Source organism: Pseudomonas sp. 382 (assembly GCF_002759075.1).
GTDB classification, from domain to species: Bacteria; Pseudomonadota; Gammaproteobacteria; order Pseudomonadales; family Pseudomonadaceae; genus Aquipseudomonas; species Aquipseudomonas vlassakiae.
On the sequence record NZ_PEMX01000011.1, the window covers coordinates 102,319 to 123,292 of the forward strand.

Consider the following 20,974-nt stretch of genomic DNA (forward strand, 5'->3'; position numbering starts at 1 on the left):
TCAGTGGGCCGGTGGCCGGACGCGGTGCTACACGGTCCGAGGGCTGTGCATCTCCACCCTGCACGTATCCCTGATAATTCGGGTGCTGCCGCGCGCTGAATCCGCAACGGGTTGCATTTTTCGCCAGCTTCGAACGGGAAGCTGACGCCATTACATGTCCAAGGCAGGTATTTCCGAAGCATTCGCCTTGCGTTGCGTGGAAGCGACGGGGGCGGGCAGAGGTGCAGCGAAAAGAATCGGGAAGCAGGTGAAAAACCACACTTGTCGTTTTTTTTCGGTCTTCTCTACACAGCGCTGGTGGCGATTCCAGGCAATTCGGTAAACTGGCGAAAACCCCGTAGGACGGCCTCGCGTCCTGGAGAACTGCGTAGGTCAGTAACCGGCCCAGGGCCTGGTTTCACTGGCCTGCCGCTTTTGGCGGCGTTCGCGACTATAGCATTGATGATTAAGTGCTTCAATTCCATAAATAATTGTTATGATCCCCTCCATGACGACCAATACCCCCCCGACTTCCGGCGTCCAGCTGATCGAAGTCGCGCCGGAACTTGCCGGCCAACGCATCGACAATTTCCTTATCACGGCGCTCAAGGGCGTGCCCAAGACCTTGGTCTACCGCATCCTGCGCAAGGGTGAGGTGCGCGTCAACAAGGGGCGGGTCAAACCCGAGTACAAGATCCAGGCCGGCGATATCGTGCGCGTGCCGCCCGTCCGCTTGCCCGAGCGTGACGAGCCGGCGCCGGTGGCCCAGGGGCTGCTGCAACGCCTGGAAGCCGCCATCGTCTTCGAAGACAAGGCGCTGATCGTGATGAACAAGCCAGCCGGCATCGCCGTGCACGGTGGCAGCGGCCTGAGCTTCGGCGTGATCGAGGCGCTGCGTCAGCTGCGCCCGGACGCCAAGGAACTGGAGCTGGTGCACCGCCTGGACCGCGACACCTCTGGCCTGCTGATGATCGCCAAGAAGCGCAGCATGCTGCGCCACTTGCATGCTGCCTTGCGCGGTGACGGCGTGGACAAGCGCTACATGGCGCTGGTGCGCGGTCACTGGCCAACCTCGAAGAAGCAGGTCAACGCCCCGCTGCTCAAGAGCAACCTGCGCTCCGGCGAACGCATGGTCGAAGTCAACGATGAGGGCAAGGAGGCGTTGACCCTGTTCCGCGTGCTGCGTCGGTTCGGCGAGTTCGCCACCATTGTCGAGGCGCGCCCGATCACCGGTCGCACCCACCAGATTCGCGTGCATACCCTGCATGCCGGGCACATGATCGCCGGTGACAGCAAGTATGGCGACGAGGATTTCAGCCGCGAGATCCGCGAACTGGGGGGCAAGCGCCTGTTCCTGCATGCCTACGCATTGACCGTGCCGCTGCCAGGTGGCGGCGAGCTGAAACTCGAAGCGCCTGTGGACGAAGTCTGGGCCAAGACCGTGGAGCGTTTGAGTGCGCCGTGACTATGAGCTGCTGATTTTCGACTGGGACGGCACCCTGGCCGATTCCATCGGCCGCATCGTCGAGGCGATGAATGCCGCTGCCGAGCGTGCCGGCGAGGCGCCAAGCCCTGAGGGTGCGGTCAAGGGCATCATTGGCCTGGCGCTTGGGGAGGCCATCTCGACACTGTATCCACACCTTGATCCGCAGCAGGTCGAAACCTTCCGTCAGCACTATGCCGACATCTATATGGCTCTTGATCAACAACCTTCGCCGCTGTTCGACGGTGTGGTCGAATCGCTGGATGCCTTCCGTGCCGAGGGCTATCGCCTGGCAGTAGCGACCGGCAAGGCGCGCCGCGGCCTGGATCGGGTGCTCAAGGCCAATGGTTGGGAGCGGTTCTTCGACGTTACCCGTGCCGCCGACGAAACCCGCGGCAAGCCTCACCCGCTCATGCTTGAGGAAATCCTCGGGCATTGCGGTGTCGAACCTGGTCGGGCGCTGATGGTCGGAGATTCGGCATTCGACCTGCAGATGGCCAGCAATGCCGGCATGCATTCGGTGGCGGTGGGCTACGGTGCGATGTCGCTTCAGGCACTGGCCGAGTTTGGTCCGCAAGTATGCATCGATCATTTTTCCCAGCTGCGCGAGTGGCTGGCTGGTTCCAGGCAAGTCCAATTCCAAGGTAGGTGAGCATGGCTGACGAGTGGAAAGCGCCGGTTAACGAGACCGAAGAGGAGCGTCTCGCTCGCGAAGCGCGTGAAGCGCAGAACGAAGAGGCTCGTGTCGAGCACAAGAGCTGGAAGTTGCTTGAAAAGACCTTGCTGGCAGGGGTTCAGGAGCAGCGTCGGGCCCGGCGATGGGGGATCTTCTTCAAGCTGCTGACCTTCGTCTACCTGTTCGGCATCCTGGCCTTGTTCCTGCCGTTCATGGATGTGGACAAGGCTGCGTCGCGCAGTGGCAATCACACAGCCCTGGTTGAAGTGCGCGGGGTGATTGCCGATCAGGAAGCGGCCAGCGCCGACAATATCGTCAAGAGCCTGCGCGATGCGTTCAAGGACCCCAAGACCAAGGCGGTGGTCCTGCGCATCAACAGTCCGGGCGGCAGCCCTGTGCAGGCAGGCTATGTATATGACGAGATCCGTCGCCTGCGCGCTGAGCACCCGGATATCAAACTGTATGCAGTGATAGCCGACCTGGGCGCTTCCGGGGCTTATTACATCGCCAGTGCGGCGGATGAGATCTATGCCGACAAGGCCAGCCTGGTCGGCTCCATTGGTGTGACGGCGGCCGGCTACGGTTTCGTGGGCTCCATGGAGAAGCTGGGTGTGGAGCGTCGTACCTATACCGCTGGCGAGCACAAGGCGTTTCTTGATCCGTTCTCGCCTGAAAAACCTGAAGAGCGTGCGTTCTGGCAGGGTGTGCTCAATACCACGCACCAGCAGTTCATTGCCATGGTCAAGCAGGGGCGGGGTGACCGCCTGAAGGACAAGGAGCATCCGGAGCTGTTCAGTGGCCTGGTCTGGTCGGGTGAGCAGGCCAAGGCACTGGGGCTGGTGGACGGGCTGGGCAGTGCCAGCTACGTGGCGCGTGAGATCGTGGGTGAGAAGGACTTGGTCGATTACACCGTGCAGGAGTCGCCGTTCGATCGCTTCTCCAAGCGCATTGGTGCCAGCGTGGCCGAGCACCTGGCCATGTGGATGGGGTTCCAGGGGCCTCAGCTGCGCTGATTCGAAATTGCCGGGGCCGCGCAGCGGCCCCAAAAATCTCAAGGTATGACCACGCCTTCCCGGGTCAGCATATCCACCAGCCGAATCAGTGGCAGCCCGATCAGGCTGGTGGCATCGCACCCATGGGTGCTCTGAAACAAACTCACCCCCAATCCTTCCGCCTTGAAGCTCCCCGCGCAATCCAGCGGCTGCTCCGCCTGCACATAGCGCTCCACCTGCTCCCGATTCAGCTCGCGCATGATGACCGTGAACGGCACGCAGTCGACCTGGCAGTGCCCGGTTGCGGTATTGAGCAGTGCTAGCCCGGTCAGGAAGGTCACCTGCTGGCCGCTGGCTTCGAGCAGCTGCTCGCAGGCGCGATCGAAGGTGTGCGGCTTGCCGAGGATCTGTTCGCCCAATACCGCGACCTGGTCGGAGCCGATGATCAGGTGCCCCGGATGGCTGGCGGCAAGCGCTTCGGCCTTTTGCCTGGCCAGGCGTTTCACCAGTTCCACGGCGGGTTCGTCAGCCAGGCGTCGCTCGTCTAGGTCGGGGCTTGCCCAGGTGAAGGGCAGGCGCAGGCGCGCGAGCAGTTCGCGTCGGTAGGCAGAGCTGGAAGCCAGCAACAGAGGCAGCATGATAGACTCCTGGTCAGTTGAACCCGATTCTAACATGCGAGATGCCGCCTAATTTCCTTTGACAGGGGCGGGGGGCATCCCTAGAATGCTGCGCCTATGTTGAATGACCCGATTCCACCTCACGTTGACCCGCGCAAATTAGCCGACCGAGGCGTATCCATCACTGGTACGCTGCAACTCGCTGATTTGGAAAGACTCTGCGACCCGCTTTCCGACGATGTCGGTACGGTGCAGGCGAAGTTCGATTTTGAACGAGATGAACAGCACGTGGTGGTTATCCACAGCGAGCTGGACGTCGAAGTCAAAATGGTTTGCCAGCGTTGTCTTGAGCTGGTCACCCTGCCGATCCACAGCGAATGTACTTACGCCGTGGTGAAGGAGGGTGCGAATACCCAGTCGTTGCCGAAAGGCTATGACGTGCTGGAACTGGGCGAAGATCCTTTGGATCTGCAGGCCTTGGTCGAGGAGGAGCTGCTGCTCGCCTTGCCTATCGTGCCTGCTCACCATCCGGAAGAATGCCAGCAGCCGGCGGGCGCAGACGAGCCCGAATCGAGCAAGGACGAGGTATCGCGGTCCAACCCGTTCAGTGTTTTGGCGCAGTTAAAGCGTGACCCAAACGTTTAGGAGTTAATCAATTATGGCTGTTCAGCAGAACAAAAAATCCCGCTCTGCCCGTGACATGCGCCGTTCCCACGACGCCCTGTCGGAAAACGCGCTGTCGGTAGAAAAGACCACCGGTGAAGTGCACCTGCGTCACCACGTTTCGCCAGAAGGCGTATACCGTGGCCGCAAAGTGGTCGATAAGGGCGCTGACGAGTAATCCTTGTCCGCTCAGATCATCGCGATCGACGCAATGGGCGGGGACTTCGGTCCCCGCAGCATTGTCCAGGCTAGCATTGCCTGCCTTTCGGCTACCCCCTCGCTGCACCTGACCCTCGTCGGTCAACCCTCCCTCCTTGAAGATCTTGTCAGCGGCCTTGCGGCTGCGGATCGCGCGCGCCTGCAGATTGTCGCCGCCAGTGAGGTAGTCGGTATGGACGAGCGGCCATCACAGGCGTTGCGCGGCAAGCCGGACTCGTCGATGCGCATCGCCCTCGAACTGGTGCGTGACGGCAAGGCCCAGGCCTGCGTAAGTGCCGGCAATACCGGGGCGCTGATGGCATTGTCGCGTTTCGTGCTCAAGACCTTGCCGGGTATCGATCGGCCGGCCATGGTCGCGGCGATCCCGACCCAGGCGGGTTACTGCCAGCTGCTCGACCTTGGCGCCAATGTCGACTGCAGTGCCGAAAACCTCTACCAGTTCGCCGTCATGGGGTCCGTGGCTGCCCAGGCCCTGGGCATTCACCGGCCACGCGTGGCGCTGCTGAACATCGGTACCGAGGACATCAAGGGCAACCAGCAGGTCAAGCTGGCCGCCACCCTGCTGCAGAACGCCCGTGGCCTCAACTATGTCGGCTTCGTCGAAGGTGATGGCTTGTACCGCGGTGAGGCGGATGTGGTGGTGTGCGACGGTTTTGTCGGCAACATCCTGCTCAAGTCCAGCGAAGGTCTGGCTACCATGATCGGCGCGCGTATCGAAAAGCTGTTCAAGGGCGGGGTGTTGTCGCGGGTGGCAGGGGCAATGGCGATGCCGTTGCTCAAGCGCCTGCAGGCCGACCTGGCGCCAGCGCGGCACAACGGCGCGAGCTTCCTCGGCCTGCAGGGTATCGTCATCAAGAGCCATGGTTCGGCGGGCGTGCAGGGCTTCCAGAGCGCGATCCAGCGGGCGCTGATCGAGATCCAGGAAAACCTCCCGCAGCGGCTGCATGGTCGCCTCGAAGATTTGTTGCCTTAGGCATTTCGCCGATGAAGTGCTTAAATGTGACCGCTTGGTCTGTGTTTCCATCCAAGTTTTCAGATTCCGCGCCCGGCCCAAGGCCCGGCGCACCCTATCCGATGACAAGATCATAAGGGCTTGTTCAATGTCTGCATCCCTCGCATTCGTCTTCCCCGGTCAAGGTTCCCAGTCGCTGGGCATGCTCGCCGAACTCGGCGCTGAAAAGCCGGTGGTCATCGAGACCTTCAAGGAGGCTTCCGAGGCTCTGGGCTACGACCTGTGGAAGCTGGTCCAGGAAGGCCCGGAAGAACAACTCAACCAAACCGACAAGACCCAGCCAGCGATCCTCACCGCTTCCATCGCCCTTTGGCGCCTGTGGCTGGAAGAGGGCGGCGCACAACCGGCGTTCGTTTCCGGCCATAGCCTGGGCGAATACAGCGCCCTGGTCGCTGCGGGCGCCCTGTCGCTGAAAGACGCCGTGCGCCTGGTCGAGCGTCGTGGCCAGCTGATGCAGGAAGCCGTGCCTGCCGGTCACGGTGCCATGGCTGCGATCCTGGGCCTGGATGACGCCGTCGTGGTGGAAATCTGCGCCGAAGCGGCCGAAGACCAAGTGGTCAGCGCCGTGAACTTCAACTCGCCAGGCCAGGTGGTCATCGCCGGTAACAAGGCTGCGGTCGACCGCGCCGTGGAACTGTGCAAGGCCAAGGGTGCCAAGCGCGCCCTGCCGCTGGCGGTCAGCGTGCCGTCGCACTGCGCCCTGATGAAGCCGGCTGCCGAGCGCTTTGCCGACTCCGTCAACGCTATCGAATGGAAGGCCCCGCAGATCCCGGTGGTGCAGAACGTCACCGCCGCTGTCGCCGCCGACCTCGATGCCCTGAAGCGAGACCTGCTGGCACAGCTGTACCAGCCGGTACGCTGGGTTGAATGCGTGCAGACCCTGGCCGCCAACGGTGCGGTCAACCTGGTCGAATGCGGCCCGGGCAAGGTCCTGGCTGGCCTGAACAAGCGTTGCGCCGACGGCGTGACCACCTACAACCTCAATACCCCTGACGCTGTCGCCGCCACCCGTGCGGCGCTGGCCTGATTTGGAGAAGCTTGCATGAGCCTGCAAGGTAAAGTTGCACTGGTCACCGGCGCCAGCCGTGGTATTGGCCAGGCCATCGCCCTCGAGCTGGGCCGCCAGGGCGCGACCGTGATCGGTACCGCCACCTCGGCTTCCGGTGCCGAGCGCATCGCCGCCACCCTGAAAGAACATGGCATCGCCGGTACCGGCATGGAACTGAACGTCACCAGCGCCGAGTCCGTGGAAGCCGTGCTGGGCGCCATTGGTGAGCAGTTCGGCGCACCGGCCATTCTGGTCAACAACGCCGGTATCACCCGCGACAACCTCATGCTGCGCATGAAGGACGACGAGTGGTTCGACGTGATCGACACCAACCTGAACAGCCTCTACCGTCTGTCCAAGGGCGTGCTGCGTGGCATGACCAAGGCGCGCTGGGGTCGTATCATCAGCATCGGTTCGGTCGTCGGTGCCATGGGCAACGCCGGCCAGGCCAACTACGCGGCGGCCAAGGCCGGCCTCGAAGGCTTCAGCCGCGCCCTGGCGCGTGAAGTGGGCTCGCGTGGCATCACCGTCAACTCGGTGACCCCGGGCTTCATCGATACCGACATGACCCGCGAGTTGCCAGAGGCGCAGCGCGAAGCCCTGCAGACCCAGATTCCGCTGGGCCGCCTGGGCCAGGCTGACGAAATTGCCAAGGTGGTTTCGTTCCTGGCGTCGGACGGCGCTGGCTACGTTACCGGTGCAACCGTGCCGGTCAACGGCGGGATGTACATGTAAAACTGCAACTCAATGTGACGGATTGCTTCAAAAAAGAGTCATACTGCGAGCCTAAAATCCGTTATAAAGCTGCAACCAGATTCCAGGCAGCGGGCGCGGTGGCTAAAGGGAAGTTGCGTTCCGCTTGAAAAGCGAACGTCTTTCTATAAACTTGGTCACCGGCCAGCTGCCTGACATATGTCCATTAGGAGTGAAAACTAGGTATGAGCACCATCGAAGAACGCGTCAAGAAAATCGTCGCCGAGCAACTGGGCGTCAAGGAAGAGGAAGTGACTGCTGAGAAGTCCTTCGTCGATGACCTGGGTGCCGATTCGCTTGACACCGTTGAGCTGGTGATGGCTCTGGAAGAGGAATTCGAGACCGAAATCCCTGACGAAGAAGCCGAGAAGATCACTACCGTTCAAGCTGCAATCGACTACGTCAAAAACCACCAGGCTTAAGACGTTGTAGTCGACGCTTCTTGTCGAGAAGAACCGCACTGCCTTTGCCGGCGTGCGGTTTTTTCTTTGCGAGCCAGCGCCGTCGTTTCGCTCGCTACGAGAGCTTGTTGCCATTTCATTCCATTGCTTGAATGCAATGGCAAGAAACTCTGTGATTAGAAAAGGAGAGTACTGTGTCGCGTAGACGCGTCGTGGTCACCGGTATGGGCATGCTGTCGCCACTGGGTACCGATGTACCGAGCACCTGGCAGGGCATTCTGGCTGGCCGCAGTGGCATTGGTCCGATCGAGCATACGGACCTGTCTGCCTACTCCACCCGTTTTGGCGGCTCGGTGAAAGGCTTCGAGGTTGAGCAGTACCTGTCGGCCAAAGAGGCCCGCAAGCTCGACCTGTTCATTCAGTACGGCCTGGCGGCCGGTTTCCAGGCAGTGCGTAATGCCGGCCTGGAAGTCACCGACGCCAACCGTGAGCGCATTGGCGTGGCCATGGGCTCGGGTATCGGCGGTCTGACCAACATCGAAGAAACCAGCCGTACCTTGCACGAGCAAGGCCCGCGCCGTATTTCGCCGTTCTTCGTGCCGGGTTCGATCATCAACATGATCTCCGGCTTCCTGTCGATCCATCTGGGGCTGCAGGGGCCGAACTACGCCATCGCCACCGCTTGCACCACCGGCACCCACTGCATCGGCATGGCCGCGCGCAACATCGCCTACGGTGAAGCCGACGTGATGATTGCCGGTGGCGCCGAAATGGCTGCGTGTGGCCTGGGCATGGGGGGCTTCGGTGCGTCTCGGGCGCTGTCCACCCGCAACGATGAGCCAACCCGTGCCAGCCGTCCGTGGGACAAGGGCCGTGATGGCTTCGTGCTGTCCGACGGTGCCGGTGCGCTGGTGCTCGAAGAGCTCGAACACGCCAAGGCCCGTGGTGCGACCATCTATGCCGAGCTGGTCGGTTTCGGCATGAGCGGTGACGCCTACCACATGACCTCGCCACCCGACAGCGGTGAAGGTGCTGCCCGTTGCATGGCCAATGCCCTGCGCGATGCTGGCATCCAGCCTGAAGCGGTCAGCTACATCAACGCCCACGGTACCTCGACCCCGGCCGGCGATATCGCCGAAGTCGCGGCGATCAAGCGCGTGTTCGGCGAGCATGCCTACAAGCTGGCGGTCAGCTCGACCAAGTCGATGACCGGTCACCTGCTCGGCGCTGCCGGTGCAGTTGAGGCGATCTTCAGCGTGCTGGCGATCAACAGCCAGATGGCGCCGCCGACCATCAACCTCGATGAGCCGGACGAAGGCTGCGACCTCGACTTCGTACCGCACCAGGCGCGCAGCATGCCGATCGACGTGGTGTTGTCCAACTCGTTCGGCTTTGGTGGCACCAACGGTTCGCTGGTGTTCCGCCGGTTCGTCGATTGATGCACAGCTGGATCGACGGCCAGCCCGCGACTGCGATCAATTTGCAGAACCGCGGCCTGGCCTACGGCGATGGCCTGTTCGAGACCATCGCCGTGCGCGCTGGCCGGCCCAGTCTGCTGGACGGCCATTTGGCCCGCCTGGCGCTGGGTTGCCAGCGGCTGATGATCGACGCCGATCTGGCGCTGGTGCGTGATGAAATCCTGCTCTTCGCCCGTCAGCTCGGTGACGGAGTCGCCAAGCTGGTCCTCACCCGTGGCGACAGTCAGCGGGGCTACGCGCCGGTTGCCGGCGTTGCACCGCGGCGGATTCTCCAGGGCAGCCCGCTGCCCAGCTATCCTGTCGAACATGCCCAGCACGGCGTGCGGCTGTTCCCTTGCCAGACCCGGCTTGCGGAGCAACCGTTGCTGGCCGGCCTGAAACACCTCAATCGCCTGGAACAAGTGCTGGCCCGTGCCGAATGGCAGGACAGCGAACATGCCGAAGGCCTGATGCGTGACGGGCAGGGCAGGGTGATCGAAGGCGTATACAGCAATCTGTTTCTGGTGCGCGATGGCGTGCTGCTCACGGCTGAACTCAGCCGTTGTGGCGTGGCCGGCGTGATGCGCGGTGCCCTGCTGGAGCAGGCGCAGCGGCTGGGCATCCCGGTACAGGTGCGAGATATCGCGTTCGACGAATTGCAACAGGCGGACGAAGTGTTTGTCTGCAACAGTGTCTATGGCGTCTGGCCCGTGCGCGGAATTGCCGCGCTGAACTGGTCGCCGGGCCCACTCACCCGTAAACTGCAGGCCGTTGCCCGTACGTTACTGGATACCTGAATTCGTGAGACGCAAATTCCTGCTGCTGCTGGAAATGGGCTTGATCCTCGCTGGCCTGGCCCTGGGCTGGTCGGCCTGGAAGATCAACTCGGTGCTGGAGCAGCCCCTGCATGTGGCCGAAGAGCGCCTGCTCGACGTGCCCAGTGGCACCAACCCCAACCGCATGTTCTATCGCATGCAGGCCGAAGGCTTGCTCGACGATGCCGTCTGGCTGCGCCTGTACTGGCGCTTCAACATGGCCGGCACACAGTTGCATACCGGCGAGTATCGCCTCACCCCCGGCATGACCGTGGAAGATCTGTTCGACGTCTGGCGCCGTGGCGATGTGGTGCAGTACAACCTGACCCTGGTCGAAGGCTGGACCTTCCGCCAGGTGCGTTCGGCGGTGGCCAGGCATGAAAAGCTCAAGCACACCCTGGATGGCCTTTCCGACGCTGAAGTGATGGACAAGCTCGGCCACACCGGCGTGTTCCCTGAAGGCCGCTTCTTCCCTGATACCTACCGCTTCGTGCGTGGCATGAGTGACGTCGAGCTGCTGCAGCAGGCCTACATGCGCCTTGACGAAGTATTGGCCAAGGAATGGGCCGAGCGCACCACTGACCTGCCTTACCGTGACCCCTACCAGGCCTTGATCATGGCCTCGCTGGTGGAGAAGGAAACCGGTATCCCTCAGGAGCGTGGGCAGATCGCTGGCGTCTTCGTCCGCCGCCTGCGCCTGGGCATGATGCTGCAGACCGACCCGACGGTGATCTACGGCATGGGTGAGCGCTATAACGGCAAGATTTCCCGCGCCGACCTGCGCGAACCGACGCCTTACAACACCTACACCATGACCGGCCTGCCACCGACACCGATCGCCATGGTCGGGCGGGAGGCGATCCATGCCGCGCTCAACCCAGCCGATGGCACCAGCCTGTACTTCGTTGCCCGTGGCGATGGCAGCCACGTGTTTTCCGATGACCTGGACGATCACAACTCGGCGGTGCGTGAGTTTCAGCTCAAGCGTCGTGCGGATTACCGCTCCAGCCCGGCGCCGCAAAGTGCGCCTGCAGACGCGGCCGAACCCGCCGAGCAGGATCCTGCCAGCGACGCCGCGCCGGCCGACGCGGCTACGCCCGACGAACAACATTAAGGACTGCCAGTGAGCGGCTTGTTTATTACCCTTGAAGGCCCCGAAGGCGCGGGCAAGAGCACCAATCGCGATTACCTGGCTGCGCGCCTGCGCGAGCTGGGCCTGGACGTGGTGTTGACCCGCGAGCCTGGCGGTACGCCGCTGGCTGAAAAAATCCGCGAGCTGTTGCTGGCTCCAAGCGCTGAAGTGATGGCCGCAGACACCGAACTGCTGCTGGTATTCGCTGCCCGTGCCCAGCACCTGGCCGAAGTGATTCGCCCGGCGCTTGCCCGGGGCGCGGTGGTGCTTTGCGACCGCTTCACCGATGCCACCTACGCTTACCAGGGCGGCGGCCGTGGCCTGTCGGTTGAGCGTATCGCTGCGCTGGAGCAATTCGTCCAGGGGGATCTGCGCCCGGATCTGACCCTGGTCTTCGACCTGCCGGTGGAAGTCGGCCTGGCCCGTGCTGCCGCCCGCGGTCGCCTGGACCGTTTCGAGCAGGAAGGCCAGGCCTTCTTCGAAGCTGTGCGCCAAGCCTATCTGCAACGCGCCCATGGCGCGCCGCAGCGCTACACCCTGCTCGACGCCGCCCAGCCACTGGAGGCCGTGCAGCGCGCCATCGATGCGCTGCTGCCGGGCATCGTGGAGCGTTGCCGTGGCTGAGGCCTACCCTTGGCAGCAGGCGCTGTGGCAGCAACTGGCCGGGCGTGCCCGGCACGCCCACGCTTACCTGCTGCACGGGCCGCAGGGCATTGGCAAGCGCGCCCTGGCCGAGCGGCTGATGGCGCGCCTGCTGTGCCAGCAGCCGCAGGCGCTGGATGCCTGCGGGCAGTGCAAGTCGTGCCTGTTGCTCAAGGCCGGTAGCCACCCGGATAACTTCGTGCTGGAGCCGGAGGAGGCCGACAAGCCGATCAAGGTCGATCAGGTGCGCGAACTGGTGTCGTTCGTCGTGCAGACGGCGCAGCTGGGCGGGCGTAAAGTGGTGCTGATCGAGCCGGTCGAGGCGATGAACGTCAACGCTTCCAACGCCTTGCTCAAGAGCCTGGAGGAGCCTTCGGGCGATACCGTGCTGCTGCTGGTCAGTCATCAGCCCAGCCGCCTGTTGCCGACGATCAAGAGCCGCTGCCAGCAAGTCGTCTGCCCACAGCCCAGCCTGGCGCAGAGCCAGGCCTGGCTGGCCACGGCGTTGCCCGACAGCGACGAGGCCGAGCGCGAAGAGCTGTTGACCCTCGCCGCCGGTTCGCCGCTGATGGCGGTCAGCCTGCAAGCGCAAGGTGTACGTGAGCAACGGGCCTTGGTGACTGACGGGGTGAAGAAGCTGCTCAAGCAGCAGCAATCGCCCAGTCAGCTGGCCGAGGCCTGGAGCAATGTGCCGTTGCTGTTGCTGTTCGACTGGTTCTGCGACTGGTCGCACTTGATCCTGCGCTACCAGTTGACCCAGGATGAAGCGGGGTTGGGCTTGGCCGACATGCGCAAGGTGGTGCAGTACCTCGCGCAGAAGGCCCGTCAGGGCAAGGTGCTGGAGGTCCAGGCATGGATCCTCGAACAGCGCCAGAAGGTGCTCGGCAAAGCCAACCTCAATCGTGTACTGCTGTTGGAAGCGCTGCTGGGCCACTGGCTGCAGCTGCCCGGTTCCCGCTGACTTTCCATCTTTTCATGTGTGCCGCCTCCCATGCTCGTAGATTCCCATTGCCATCTCGACCGTCTTGACCTGAGCGCCCATCAGGGCTCCCTCGATGCTGCCCTGCAGGCAGCGCGCGAGCGTGGGGTCGGGCATTTCCTGTGCATTGGCGTCAGCGCCGAAAATGCCGGGGCGGTGAAGGCGCTGAGCGAGCAGTACGCCGATGTCGACTGCTCGGTGGGCGTGCACCCGCTGGACCTTGCGCCGGGCGAGACGCCGGCACTGGAGTGGCTGCTGCGCGAGTTGGCGCACCCGCATGTGGTGGCGATTGGCGAAACCGGCCTGGACTACCACTACGAGCCGGAAGCCGCCGAGTTGCAGCAGGCGTCGTTCCGCCTGCACCTGGAAGCCTCGCGGCAGACCGGCAAACCGGTAATCGTGCATACCCGTGCGGCGCGGGCCGATACCCTGGCGCTGTTGCGTGAAGCGAACCTGCCGCAGGCGGGCGTGTTGCACTGCTTCACTGAAGACTGGGACATGGCCAAGGCGGCGCTGGACCTGGGTTACTACATCTCGTTGTCCGGTATTGTCACCTTCCGCAATGCCGATGCCCTGCGCGAGGTGGCGCGGCAGGTGCCGGTCGACCGTCTGCTGGTGGAAACCGACTCGCCGTACCTGGCGCCGATCCCGTATCGCGGCAAGCCGAACCTGCCGCAGTATGTACGGGAGGTGGCGGAGTATGTGGCATCGTTGCGTGGGGTCAGCTACCAGCAGCTGGCGGAGCAGACCACGGGCAATTTCAAGCGCCTGTTCCCGCTGGCACGAGTGGCCTGAGTCCAGACCAATTGCTTTTGCTTTTGCTTTTGCTTTTGCTTTTGCTTTTTGCTTTTGCTTCTAAGCGCGCGGTAGATCAGGCGACGCAGAGTGCGACTTCAGGAGGCCGAACGCAGGCGTCTGGAGGGCCAGGGTGCGCAGCACCCCTTCGGCGTAGCCGAAGGCGCGAGATGTAGACTTGCGCAGCAAGTCGTAGGCCGCGCGGGCCCGGAGGGCGCCGGAGTGAGGGGACCCCGGAGCGCAGCGCAGGGGCCGGATGATGGGAGCGGGGGTTTTTGCCTACTTTTTGCCCAGTCAAAAAGTAGGTCGCCGTAAAGGCGAAAAGCTGATTCAGCGCCACCATGGCGAATGAATGTAGACCTGATTTGTAAGCCCACTTCCAAAGCCAAAAGCCAAAAGCCAAAAGCACGAGCGCGATGGTTTTGATTTTTTTCGCATACATTCATTTGTGATGGCGACGCACAGTCACCTTTCCGCCCTTACGGCGGGTCACTTTTTGTCAAACGCGACAAAAAGTAACCAAAAAACGCTGGCTCCCATCATCCGGCCCCTGCGCTTCGCTCCGGGGTCCCCTCGCTCCGGCGTCTTCCGGGCCCGCGCGGCCTACGACTTGCTGCGCAAGTCTACATCTCGCGCCTTCGGCTACGCCGAAGGGGTGCTGCGCACCCTGGCCCTCCAGACGCCTGCGCTCGGCCTCCTGAAGTCGCATTTCGCGTTGTCTGAACTATCGCGCGCTTAGAAGCAAAATCAAAAGCCAGAGCCAGAGCCAGAGCCGGAGCCGGGCGGCTGGTGCCGGGCAAAAAAAACCCGGGTTCTGGGGGGGGAATCCGGGTTAAGACCATTAGGAGTAAAACAAAGGTACGCGGTCCCTGAGCACCTTTATCGGCGCGCCACTTGGGGGGGATGCGCCGCGCCAACACTTCAAGTATTAGCCAGCTTTGGCGCAGTGCCAGTGCTTCTCTGTTCGTTTTTTAAACAGATTTGGAATACGTCCGCTGTCCCTTCCTCCCTCAGCGCATGGCCAAGCGCCGTATTTGCTGGACAGCTTCGTCGATCAGCTGCTCACTGGTATAGAAATGTGGCGAAAACCGTATACCTGGCCCTCTCAGTGCGCAGATCGTCTGCTCCGCCATCAGGCTTCGATAGACAGCCGTGCTGTCCTGCCCCGCAAGGCTGAAAGTGACTATGCCCGCCCGTTTTTCCGGGGATACCGGGCTATGCAGGTGTACGCCGGGAATACTGGCCAAGCCCTGAAGCAGTTGCTCGACCCGCAGTTGCAAGTGCCGGCCAACCTCTGCCATGCCTATCTCCTCCAGCAATGACAAGCTGGCCTCCAGGGCGCACGCCCCCAGCATGTTCGGGCTGCCGCATTCAAAACGCCTTGCGCTGCGTGCCGGTTGCCACTCGCGACGGTCGAAATCGCCCAGCTGTTCGAGCATATGCCAGCCATAAGCGTGCAGCTTCAACTGCGGGCGCAGTGCCGCCCGGCAATAGAACAACCCCATGCCCTCAGGGCCCAGCATCCACTTGTGGCCGTCGGCCATGGCGAAGTCGCACTGAGCGTGCTGCACGTCGAAAGGCAGGGCGCCGATCTGCTGGATGGCATCGACGCAGAACAGGACATGACGTGCTTGACACCCCTCGCCAAGGCGGGGCAGGTCCAGGCGCAGGCCGCTGGCGAACTGCACGGCACTCACTGCCAGCAGGCGTGTACGCGGGCCGCAGGCCGCGAGCAGTGCCGCTTCAGGGTCAGGCCCGGCGAGGCTCACCTTGGTTACCTCGACGCCATGCTCGCCCAAGGCTTCCCAGACGACCCGGTTGGAAGGAAATTCCTCGTCGCTGATCACCACTTGGTCACCGGCTTGCCAGTCGAGGCCGAACGCGACCAGCGAAAGCGCCTCTGACGTGTTTTTCACCAACGCGATGTCTGCCTGGGACGGGGCGTTGACCAGGCGTGCCAGCCTTTCCCGCAGCCTGCGTTCGGTGGCCAGCCATGCCGGGTAGTCGCTTGCACCCAGGCGCACGTTGACCTGAGCAAAGCGTGCCACCGCCTCGCTGGCCCGGCGTGGCCAGGGCGCGATGGCCGCGTGGTTCAGGTAACGCAGCCCCGGCGCCTGGGCAAACTCATCGAGAAACATAGACATGGTTGGATGATCCGTGCAATTTGCTGCAAGTTAGGCATAATAAACCGCTTCAATGTCATCCAGTCCTTCCTATGCAGAAAGAACCTCGTAAGGTCCGTGAGTTTCGCCGTCGCGAACAGGAAATCCTCGATACAGCCTTGAAGCTGTTCCTCGAACAGGGTGAAGACAGCGTCACTGTCGAGATGATCGCCGACGCCGTGGGGATCGGCAAAGGCACGATCTACAAGCACTTCAAGTCCAAGGCGGAGATCTACCTGCGCCTGATGCTCGACTATGAGCGCGACCTGAACGCGCTGTTGCACTCGGCCGATGTCGATCGCGACAAGGAGGCGCTGTCGCGCGCCTACTTCGAGTTCCGCATGCGCGACCCGCAGCGCTACCGGCTGTTCGATCGCCTGGAGGAGAAGGTGGTCAAGGGCAACCAGGTACCGGAAATGGTCGAGCAGTTGCACAGCATCCGCGCTTCCAACTTCGACCGCCTGACCCAGCTGATCAAGGGCCGCATCAGCGAAGGCAAGCTTGAAGACGTGCCGCCGTACTTCCACTACTGCGCCGCCTGGGCGTTGGTACATGGCGCCGTGGCGCTGTACCACTCGCCGTTCTGGAGCAACGTGCTGGAGGATCAGGAAGGCTTCTTCCAGTTCCTCATGGATATCGGCGTGCGCATGGGCAACAAGCGCAAGCGTGATCCGGAAGCCACTCACTAAAGGCACTTGTCGTCAGCGGGTGAGCCCGGGGTGTAAAGGGGACTTGCAAAAACTTGAACCATGAGTCAAGTTTTGCCAGCCCCGATTCATCCATGCCGGAGTCATCCATGATCGTCGATCGTCAAGGCAGGCGTTTTCGCAACCTGCGCGTCAGCCTGACGGCTGCCTGTAATTACGCCTGCAGCTACTGTGTGCCGGACGGCAAGCGCCTGGTAGCAGCCCAGGATGAACTGTCCGCGGATGCCCTGGCGCGGGGCGTGGCTTACCTTATCGAAGCTGCTGGTATCGAGCGCTTGCGCATAACCGGTGGCGAGCCATTGGTCAGCCCTCGACTGGATGCCTTTCTGGCGGCGGTAGCCAAGCTCGACCTTGACGACATCACGCTGACCACCAATGGGCAACTGCTCACCCGCAAGCTGCAACGACTGCAGGCGGCCGGTATTCGCCGCTTGAACGTGTCCCTCGATACCCTCGATCCCCACGCGTTCCGCCGCATCGCACGAGGCGGTGACCTGGCCAGCGTGTTGGCAGGCATGGATCAGGCCAGCGCCATGGGCATGCGGATCAAGGTCAACATGGTACCGATGCGTGGGCAGAACCTCGACCAGGTGTTGCCGATGCTCGATTACTGCATGGCGCGGGGGTTCGAGCTGCGTTTCATCGAGCTGATGCGCATGGGGCACCTGGCCCGCGACAACAATGCCTTCCTGCAGCAGTTTGTCGGGCTCGATGCCTTGCTCGATGTGATCGGCGGCCGGTATGGCTACCAACAGGTCGACGCACCGCCGGATGCCACGGCGCTGCGCTACCAGATCCCGGGGCATGGCCATTTCGGCGTCATCGCCAATGAAAGCGTGCCGTTCTGCCGCACCTGCTCGCGGCTGCGCCTGTCCTCTACCGGCTGGCTGCACGGCTGCCTGTCCTCCGGCAATCGTCACTTTATCGGCGACCTGTTGGAGAAACCCCGTCATCAGGCGCTCCCTGGCTTGCAGCGGCTGCTGGTAAAAGCCCTGGCAGACAAGCAGGAACTGGCGTTTTCAGGGGGGGTAATGGTGATGAAGGTGATTGGCGGCTGAAGCTGGCGCAAAAGCTGCATCCGCCGGCTATTCGCCGGTTTTTCGTCACCGGTCACTGGAGGAAAGATGCGTAGCCTGGTCTTGCTGCTGACGCTGATGGCGTTGGGCGGTTGCATGAATGTCAGCGATATGGGCGAGGGCGTCCGTTACCACATGAGCGATGCCGGCTTGCTGGACCACAGCGATACCCGTCGTACCCTGTCGATTCGCCTGCAGCCTGATTCGTTCATCTTCATTGGCCAAGGCGCATTCATGCCGCCAGGCAAGGGCCCGCTGCCGAAGCAGAATGCCGTGGCCGATGAGGCCTTCAAGAGCTTCGTCGAGTACTTCCCGCTGGTGCGTCGCGCCCAAGGCCCGCTGGGGCTTGAAGAAGCGATTGTCCAGGCCCGCTCGGTGGGCGCCGACTACGTGTTGTATACCCGCTTCGCTCGCACCGATGACCGCATCGGTAATGGTGACGAGTGGTATGACGAGCAGGCGGTCGACCGCCTGGGTTGGGATACCGGGGTGGTGCAGATGATGCTGATCGAGACCAATACCCGCTACTTGATCGACACCGCACGGATCAAGAGCCGCGGCGGTTTGTTGACGTTCCACGACCAGTCGCCACAGGATTTGCTTGGCGCACCGATGCGCGAGTACGCTCGTAGCCTTCTGGGCATGAGCGAGTGAGGGCGGGGCGATGACGGATTCCGGCAAGGCCAACGATCTGTTGGCGCAAGTTCCCAAGCACAAGGGGCTGCCGCCGGTGCATCTGTGGAACCCGGATTTCTGCGGCGATATCGACATGCGTATTGCCCGCGATGGGACCTGGTACTACCTGGGTACGCCCATCGGGCGGAAACCTATGGTTCGCCTGTTCTCGACAATCATACGCCGCGATGGCGATGACTATTTCCTGATCACCCCGGTGGAGAAGGTCGGCATCCGCGTCGATGATGCGCCATTCGTGGCCGTGATGCTTGAGGTGGTGGGCAGTGGTGAGGCGCAGGTGCTGCGCTTTACCAGCAATGTCGAGGATCAGGCCGAAGCGGGGCCGCAGAACCCGTTGCGGATCGAGATCGATCCCGATACTCAGGAGCCGTCGCCCTATGTGCTGATGCGCAGCAATCTCGAGGCGTTGATCCATCGCAATGTGTTCTACCAACTGGTCGACCTGGCGGTGCCACGGGTAATCGATGGCGAGGAGTGGCTCGGGGTGTGGAGCCATGGCGTGTTCTATCCGATCGGGCGCAATTGCTGAGAGCGTTCCGGCTGGCCCCCTGCTTTTCCTTCTGATTGGCCGTTTGCACCCCGTGCCGCCGGGCCTAACCTGCAGGCAATCGCCAGTCAGGAGAAAGCCCATGAAATCTGCCAACTTTTCGTTTGCCTTGCTTATTGCCGCTGGATTGCTGGGTGGCCAGGCCACAGCCTGGGCCCACGGCGACGCCGCAGAACAAGTAAAAGTCCTTCAGCGACAACAGCCCTCGAATGCCCCAGGCAAGAGCGCCGTCATGCTCACAGTCAGCTATGCCCCCGGGCAAGCTTCACCTGCCCACCAGCATCCGGGGGCGGTAATGGCCTATGTGCTGGAAGGGGCGGTGATATCGAAGCTCAACGACGAACAGGAAAAGACCTACAAAGCCGGTGAATACTGGTACGAAGCGCCCGGCACCGAGCACAGCGTTTCGCGAAACGCCAGCAAGACCCGGCCTGCCAAATTGCTCGTATGGAGTCTGGTGGATGAAGGCAAGCCGGTGACTGAGCCGGTCAGGAAGTGATGTGTGGGCCCTGAGGTGCCTGGCTGGAGATCTTTGGCGCCTGAGAAATCGAGCGCCGCAACTCTTTCGCCATGCAACGAAAAAGCCCCCGATGCTTGCGCATACGGGGGCTTTCTCAGTGTTTGGCTCCGCGACCTGGACTCGAACCAGGGACCCAATGATTAACAGTCATTTGCTCTACCGACTGAGCTATCGCGGAATCTGCGCGTATCTTACCGATTGCCAGGAGGAAGTCAAGCGACCTCCTGACAAATCAATCAGTTACAGAACTTCAACGATGGCCTTGGTGACCACGTGAATGTTGCTCTGGTTCAGCGCGGCGACGGCGATGCGACCGGTGTCCAGCGCGTAGATGCCGAAGTCGTTCTTCAGACGGGCAACCTGCTCAACGGTCAGGCCCGAGTAGGAGAACATGCCCACCTGGCGGCCGACGAAGCTGAAGTCTCGCTTGGCGCCGTATTCGGCCAACAGCGCGACCATCTGCTTGCGCATGCCGTGGATGCGTTCGCGCATCTCGCCAAGCTCCGCTTCCCACATCTGGCGCAGCTCGGCGCTGTTGAGCACGGTGGCGACGATGGTCGCGCCGTGGGTCGGCGGGTTGGAGTAGGTGGTGCGAATCACACGCTTGACCTGCGAGAGGACGCGGGTGCTTTCGTCTTTCGAGGCGGTGACGATCGACAGCGCGCCGACGCGCTCGCCGTACAGCGAGAACGACTTGGAGAACGAGCTGGAAACAAAGAACTCCATGCCCGACTCGGCGAACAGGCGCACGGCAAAGGCGTCTTCGCCGATGCCATCACCGAAGCCCTGGTAGGCCATGTCGAGGAATGGCACGTGGCCCTTGGCCTTGACCACTTCCAGAACATTCTTCCAGTCGTCCAGGGTCAGGTCGACGCCAGTCGGGTTGTGGCAGCAGGCGTGCAGCACGACGATCGAACCGGACGGCAGGGCGTTGAGGTCTTCGAGCATGCCGGCGCGGTTGACGTCGTTGCTCGGCGCGTCGTAGTAACGATAGTTCTGCACCGGGAAACCCGCGCTTTCGAACAGCGCACGGTGGTTTTCCCAGCTCGGGTCGCTGATGGCAACCACGGCATTCGGCGAAACACGCTTGAGGAAGTCGGCGCCGATCTTCAGAGCGCCAGTGCCGCCCACGGCCTGCACGGTGACCACGCGGCCAGCGGCCAGCAGTGGCGATTCGGCACCGAACAGCAGTTTCTGTACGGCCTGGTCGTAGGTGGCGATACCATCGATCGGCAGGTAGCCGCGCGAGGCGTGCTGGGCTGCACGCTGGGTTTCGGCTTCGATCACGGCGCGCAGCAGCGGAATGCGGCCTTCCTCATTGCAGTACACGCCTACGCCCAGGTTGACCTTGTCGGTACGTGGGTCGGCGTTGAATGCTTCGTTGAGGCCCAGGATAGGGTCGCGGGGTGCCAGCTCGACAGCGGAAAACAGGCTCATTGTTACTTCGGCTCTGATTGGAGAGTGATAGGGCGTACACGCTCCAGCCGAATGCACTGAAGCGGTGCACAAACGGGGAGTCAGTATAGTGATACCGACCGGTCACTGCGACAGTCGGGCGCAGGTTTTCCGGCGATTTGCGCAAATATTTTTCGACCATTGGTCG

Annotated in this window: 23 protein-coding genes and 1 tRNA gene; 20 read left to right on the forward strand and 4 right to left on the reverse strand. The window is 62.3% G+C overall.

Annotated features, from left to right (window positions below):
- Window positions 1–487: 487 nt before the first annotated feature.
- From rluC to CQW31_RS14890, 3 genes are read left to right on the forward strand one after another with little or no spacing between them, the layout of a single operon-like run.
- Window positions 488–1,444 (forward strand): 23S rRNA pseudouridine(955/2504/2580) synthase RluC, encoded by a 957-nt coding sequence (gene rluC, locus CQW31_RS14880; RefSeq protein WP_099814826.1) that lies wholly within the window; start codon window positions 488–490, stop codon window positions 1,442–1,444.
- Entirely contained in the window at window positions 1,434–2,114 is a 681-nt protein-coding gene (locus CQW31_RS14885) for an HAD family hydrolase (protein WP_054883747.1), read from the forward strand. The genes rluC and CQW31_RS14885 overlap by 11 nt, the downstream gene beginning before the upstream one ends.
- Before the next feature lie 2 nt (window positions 2,115–2,116).
- Window positions 2,117–3,151 carry a S49 family peptidase gene (locus tag CQW31_RS14890; RefSeq protein ID WP_099814827.1) on the forward strand — a complete coding sequence of 345 codons (1,035 nt, stop codon included), beginning with the start codon at window positions 2,117–2,119 and terminating at the stop codon, window positions 3,149–3,151.
- Window positions 3,152–3,189: 38 nt separating this feature from the next.
- On the opposite strand, the gene CQW31_RS14895 is transcribed toward CQW31_RS14890, so the two are convergent.
- Window positions 3,190–3,768, reverse strand: a complete 579-nt coding sequence (locus CQW31_RS14895) for a nucleoside triphosphate pyrophosphatase (protein WP_054883749.1) — start codon at window positions 3,766–3,768, stop codon at window positions 3,190–3,192.
- A 96-nt stretch (window positions 3,769–3,864) separates the two neighbouring features.
- Here CQW31_RS14895 and CQW31_RS14900 point away from each other — a divergent pair, with 96 nt between their 5' ends.
- From CQW31_RS14900 to CQW31_RS14955, 12 genes are all read left to right on the forward strand, one after another.
- Window positions 3,865–4,392: a YceD family protein gene (locus CQW31_RS14900; protein ID WP_027919446.1), complete on the forward strand. Its 528-nt coding sequence runs from the start codon at window positions 3,865–3,867 to the stop codon at window positions 4,390–4,392.
- Between the two features lie 13 nt (window positions 4,393–4,405).
- A complete protein-coding gene (gene rpmF, locus CQW31_RS14905; RefSeq protein WP_003247154.1) occupies window positions 4,406–4,588 on the forward strand; it encodes a 50S ribosomal protein L32 in 183 nt (60 codons plus the stop codon).
- A gap of 3 nt (window positions 4,589–4,591) precedes the next feature.
- The gene (gene plsX / locus CQW31_RS14910) at window positions 4,592–5,602 is read left to right on the forward strand and encodes a phosphate acyltransferase PlsX (protein ID WP_082433411.1); all 1,011 of its coding nucleotides are present in this window, start codon (window positions 4,592–4,594) and stop codon (window positions 5,600–5,602) included.
- Between the two features lie 127 nt (window positions 5,603–5,729).
- Window positions 5,730–6,668: an ACP S-malonyltransferase gene (gene fabD / locus CQW31_RS14915; RefSeq protein WP_082433413.1), complete on the forward strand. Its 939-nt coding sequence runs from the start codon at window positions 5,730–5,732 to the stop codon at window positions 6,666–6,668.
- 15 nt (window positions 6,669–6,683) lie between these two features.
- Window positions 6,684–7,424 carry a 3-oxoacyl-ACP reductase FabG gene (gene fabG, locus CQW31_RS14920; RefSeq protein WP_060513100.1) on the forward strand — a complete coding sequence of 247 codons (741 nt, stop codon included), beginning with the start codon at window positions 6,684–6,686 and terminating at the stop codon, window positions 7,422–7,424.
- A 203-nt stretch (window positions 7,425–7,627) separates the two neighbouring features.
- The gene (gene acpP / locus CQW31_RS14925) at window positions 7,628–7,864 is read left to right on the forward strand and encodes an acyl carrier protein (RefSeq protein WP_009685065.1); all 237 of its coding nucleotides are present in this window, start codon (window positions 7,628–7,630) and stop codon (window positions 7,862–7,864) included.
- A 173-nt stretch (window positions 7,865–8,037) separates the two neighbouring features.
- Window positions 8,038–9,282, forward strand: coding sequence for a beta-ketoacyl-ACP synthase II (fabF, locus tag CQW31_RS14930; protein WP_054883752.1), 1,245 nt, complete (start codon window positions 8,038–8,040; stop codon window positions 9,280–9,282).
- Entirely contained in the window at window positions 9,282–10,097 is an 816-nt protein-coding gene (gene pabC, locus CQW31_RS14935) for an aminodeoxychorismate lyase (RefSeq protein WP_054883753.1), read from the forward strand. Before fabF ends, pabC begins: the two co-directional genes overlap by 1 nt.
- Before the next feature lie 4 nt (window positions 10,098–10,101).
- Window positions 10,102–11,229, forward strand: coding sequence for an endolytic transglycosylase MltG (gene mltG, locus CQW31_RS14940; RefSeq protein ID WP_054883754.1), 1,128 nt, complete (start codon window positions 10,102–10,104; stop codon window positions 11,227–11,229).
- Window positions 11,230–11,238: 9 nt separating this feature from the next.
- The gene (tmk, locus tag CQW31_RS14945; RefSeq protein WP_099814828.1) at window positions 11,239–11,871 is read left to right on the forward strand and encodes a dTMP kinase; all 633 of its coding nucleotides are present in this window, start codon (window positions 11,239–11,241) and stop codon (window positions 11,869–11,871) included.
- Entirely contained in the window at window positions 11,864–12,850 is a 987-nt protein-coding gene (locus CQW31_RS14950; RefSeq protein ID WP_054883756.1) for a DNA polymerase III subunit delta', read from the forward strand. The genes tmk and CQW31_RS14950 overlap by 8 nt, the downstream gene beginning before the upstream one ends.
- Window positions 12,851–12,880: 30 nt before the next feature.
- On the forward strand, window positions 12,881–13,663 hold the full coding sequence (locus CQW31_RS14955) for a TatD family hydrolase (RefSeq protein WP_054883757.1): 783 nt from the start codon (window positions 12,881–12,883) through the stop codon (window positions 13,661–13,663).
- Window positions 13,664–14,673: 1,010 nt separating this feature from the next.
- On the opposite strand, the gene CQW31_RS14965 is transcribed toward CQW31_RS14955, so the two are convergent.
- The gene (locus CQW31_RS14965; RefSeq protein ID WP_099814829.1) at window positions 14,674–15,807 is read right to left on the reverse strand and encodes an aminotransferase class V-fold PLP-dependent enzyme; all 1,134 of its coding nucleotides are present in this window, start codon (window positions 15,805–15,807) and stop codon (window positions 14,674–14,676) included.
- A gap of 71 nt (window positions 15,808–15,878) precedes the next feature.
- Here CQW31_RS14965 and CQW31_RS14970 point away from each other — a divergent pair, with 71 nt between their 5' ends.
- The 5 genes from CQW31_RS14970 (at window position 15,879) to CQW31_RS14990 (ending at window position 19,350) form a co-directional block, all read left to right on the forward strand.
- The gene (locus CQW31_RS14970; protein WP_054883760.1) at window positions 15,879–16,514 is read left to right on the forward strand and encodes a TetR/AcrR family transcriptional regulator; all 636 of its coding nucleotides are present in this window, start codon (window positions 15,879–15,881) and stop codon (window positions 16,512–16,514) included.
- Between the two features lie 107 nt (window positions 16,515–16,621).
- Complete coding sequence (locus CQW31_RS14975; RefSeq protein WP_099814830.1) at window positions 16,622–17,590, forward strand: GTP 3',8-cyclase MoaA; 969 nt, start codon at window positions 16,622–16,624, stop codon at window positions 17,588–17,590.
- 66 nt (window positions 17,591–17,656) lie between these two features.
- The gene (locus CQW31_RS14980; RefSeq protein WP_099814831.1) at window positions 17,657–18,262 is read left to right on the forward strand and encodes a DUF4823 domain-containing protein; all 606 of its coding nucleotides are present in this window, start codon (window positions 17,657–17,659) and stop codon (window positions 18,260–18,262) included.
- Window positions 18,263–18,272: 10 nt separating this feature from the next.
- The gene (locus CQW31_RS14985; RefSeq protein ID WP_054883763.1) at window positions 18,273–18,833 is read left to right on the forward strand and encodes a DUF1285 domain-containing protein; all 561 of its coding nucleotides are present in this window, start codon (window positions 18,273–18,275) and stop codon (window positions 18,831–18,833) included.
- Between the two features lie 100 nt (window positions 18,834–18,933).
- On the forward strand, window positions 18,934–19,350 hold the full coding sequence (locus tag CQW31_RS14990; RefSeq protein ID WP_099814832.1) for a cupin domain-containing protein: 417 nt from the start codon (window positions 18,934–18,936) through the stop codon (window positions 19,348–19,350).
- A 123-nt stretch (window positions 19,351–19,473) separates the two neighbouring features.
- Here the strand turns inward: CQW31_RS14990 and CQW31_RS14995 are convergent.
- Both CQW31_RS14995 and CQW31_RS15000 read right to left on the reverse strand, forming a co-directional pair.
- Window positions 19,474–19,549: transfer RNA gene (locus CQW31_RS14995), tRNA-Asn, on the reverse strand.
- 62 nt (window positions 19,550–19,611) lie between these two features.
- Window positions 19,612–20,808 (reverse strand): amino acid aminotransferase, encoded by a 1,197-nt coding sequence (locus CQW31_RS15000; protein ID WP_054883765.1) that lies wholly within the window; start codon window positions 20,806–20,808, stop codon window positions 19,612–19,614.
- Between the last annotated feature and the right edge of the window lie 166 nt (window positions 20,809–20,974).

What these genes read in the sequence shown, in the direction of transcription:
- rluC (WP_099814826.1), top strand. Translation starts at nt 488, where the DNA reads ATGACGACCAATACCCCCCCGACTTCCGGCGTCCAGCTGATCGAAGTC.
- CQW31_RS14890 (WP_099814827.1), top strand. Translation starts at nt 2,117, where the DNA reads ATGGCTGACGAGTGGAAAGCGCCGGTTAACGAGACCGAAGAGGAGCGT.
- CQW31_RS14895 (WP_054883749.1), bottom strand. Translation starts at nt 3,768, where the DNA reads ATGCTGCCTCTGTTGCTGGCTTCCAGCTCTGCCTACCGACGCGAACTG.
- CQW31_RS14900 (WP_027919446.1), top strand. Translation starts at nt 3,865, where the DNA reads ATGTTGAATGACCCGATTCCACCTCACGTTGACCCGCGCAAATTAGCC.
- rpmF (WP_003247154.1), top strand. Translation starts at nt 4,406, where the DNA reads ATGGCTGTTCAGCAGAACAAAAAATCCCGCTCTGCCCGTGACATGCGC.
- fabD (WP_082433413.1), top strand. Translation starts at nt 5,730, where the DNA reads ATGTCTGCATCCCTCGCATTCGTCTTCCCCGGTCAAGGTTCCCAGTCG.
- fabG (WP_060513100.1), top strand. Translation starts at nt 6,684, where the DNA reads ATGAGCCTGCAAGGTAAAGTTGCACTGGTCACCGGCGCCAGCCGTGGT.
- acpP (WP_009685065.1), top strand. Translation starts at nt 7,628, where the DNA reads ATGAGCACCATCGAAGAACGCGTCAAGAAAATCGTCGCCGAGCAACTG.
- pabC (WP_054883753.1), top strand. Translation starts at nt 9,282, where the DNA reads ATGCACAGCTGGATCGACGGCCAGCCCGCGACTGCGATCAATTTGCAG.
- CQW31_RS14955 (WP_054883757.1), top strand. Translation starts at nt 12,881, where the DNA reads ATGCTCGTAGATTCCCATTGCCATCTCGACCGTCTTGACCTGAGCGCC.
- CQW31_RS14965 (WP_099814829.1), bottom strand. Translation starts at nt 15,807, where the DNA reads ATGTCTATGTTTCTCGATGAGTTTGCCCAGGCGCCGGGGCTGCGTTAC.
- CQW31_RS14970 (WP_054883760.1), top strand. Translation starts at nt 15,879, where the DNA reads ATGCAGAAAGAACCTCGTAAGGTCCGTGAGTTTCGCCGTCGCGAACAG.
- CQW31_RS14975 (WP_099814830.1), top strand. Translation starts at nt 16,622, where the DNA reads ATGATCGTCGATCGTCAAGGCAGGCGTTTTCGCAACCTGCGCGTCAGC.
- CQW31_RS14980 (WP_099814831.1), top strand. Translation starts at nt 17,657, where the DNA reads ATGCGTAGCCTGGTCTTGCTGCTGACGCTGATGGCGTTGGGCGGTTGC.
- CQW31_RS14985 (WP_054883763.1), top strand. Translation starts at nt 18,273, where the DNA reads ATGACGGATTCCGGCAAGGCCAACGATCTGTTGGCGCAAGTTCCCAAG.
- CQW31_RS14990 (WP_099814832.1), top strand. Translation starts at nt 18,934, where the DNA reads ATGAAATCTGCCAACTTTTCGTTTGCCTTGCTTATTGCCGCTGGATTG.
- CQW31_RS15000 (WP_054883765.1), bottom strand. Translation starts at nt 20,808, where the DNA reads ATGAGCCTGTTTTCCGCTGTCGAGCTGGCACCCCGCGACCCTATCCTG.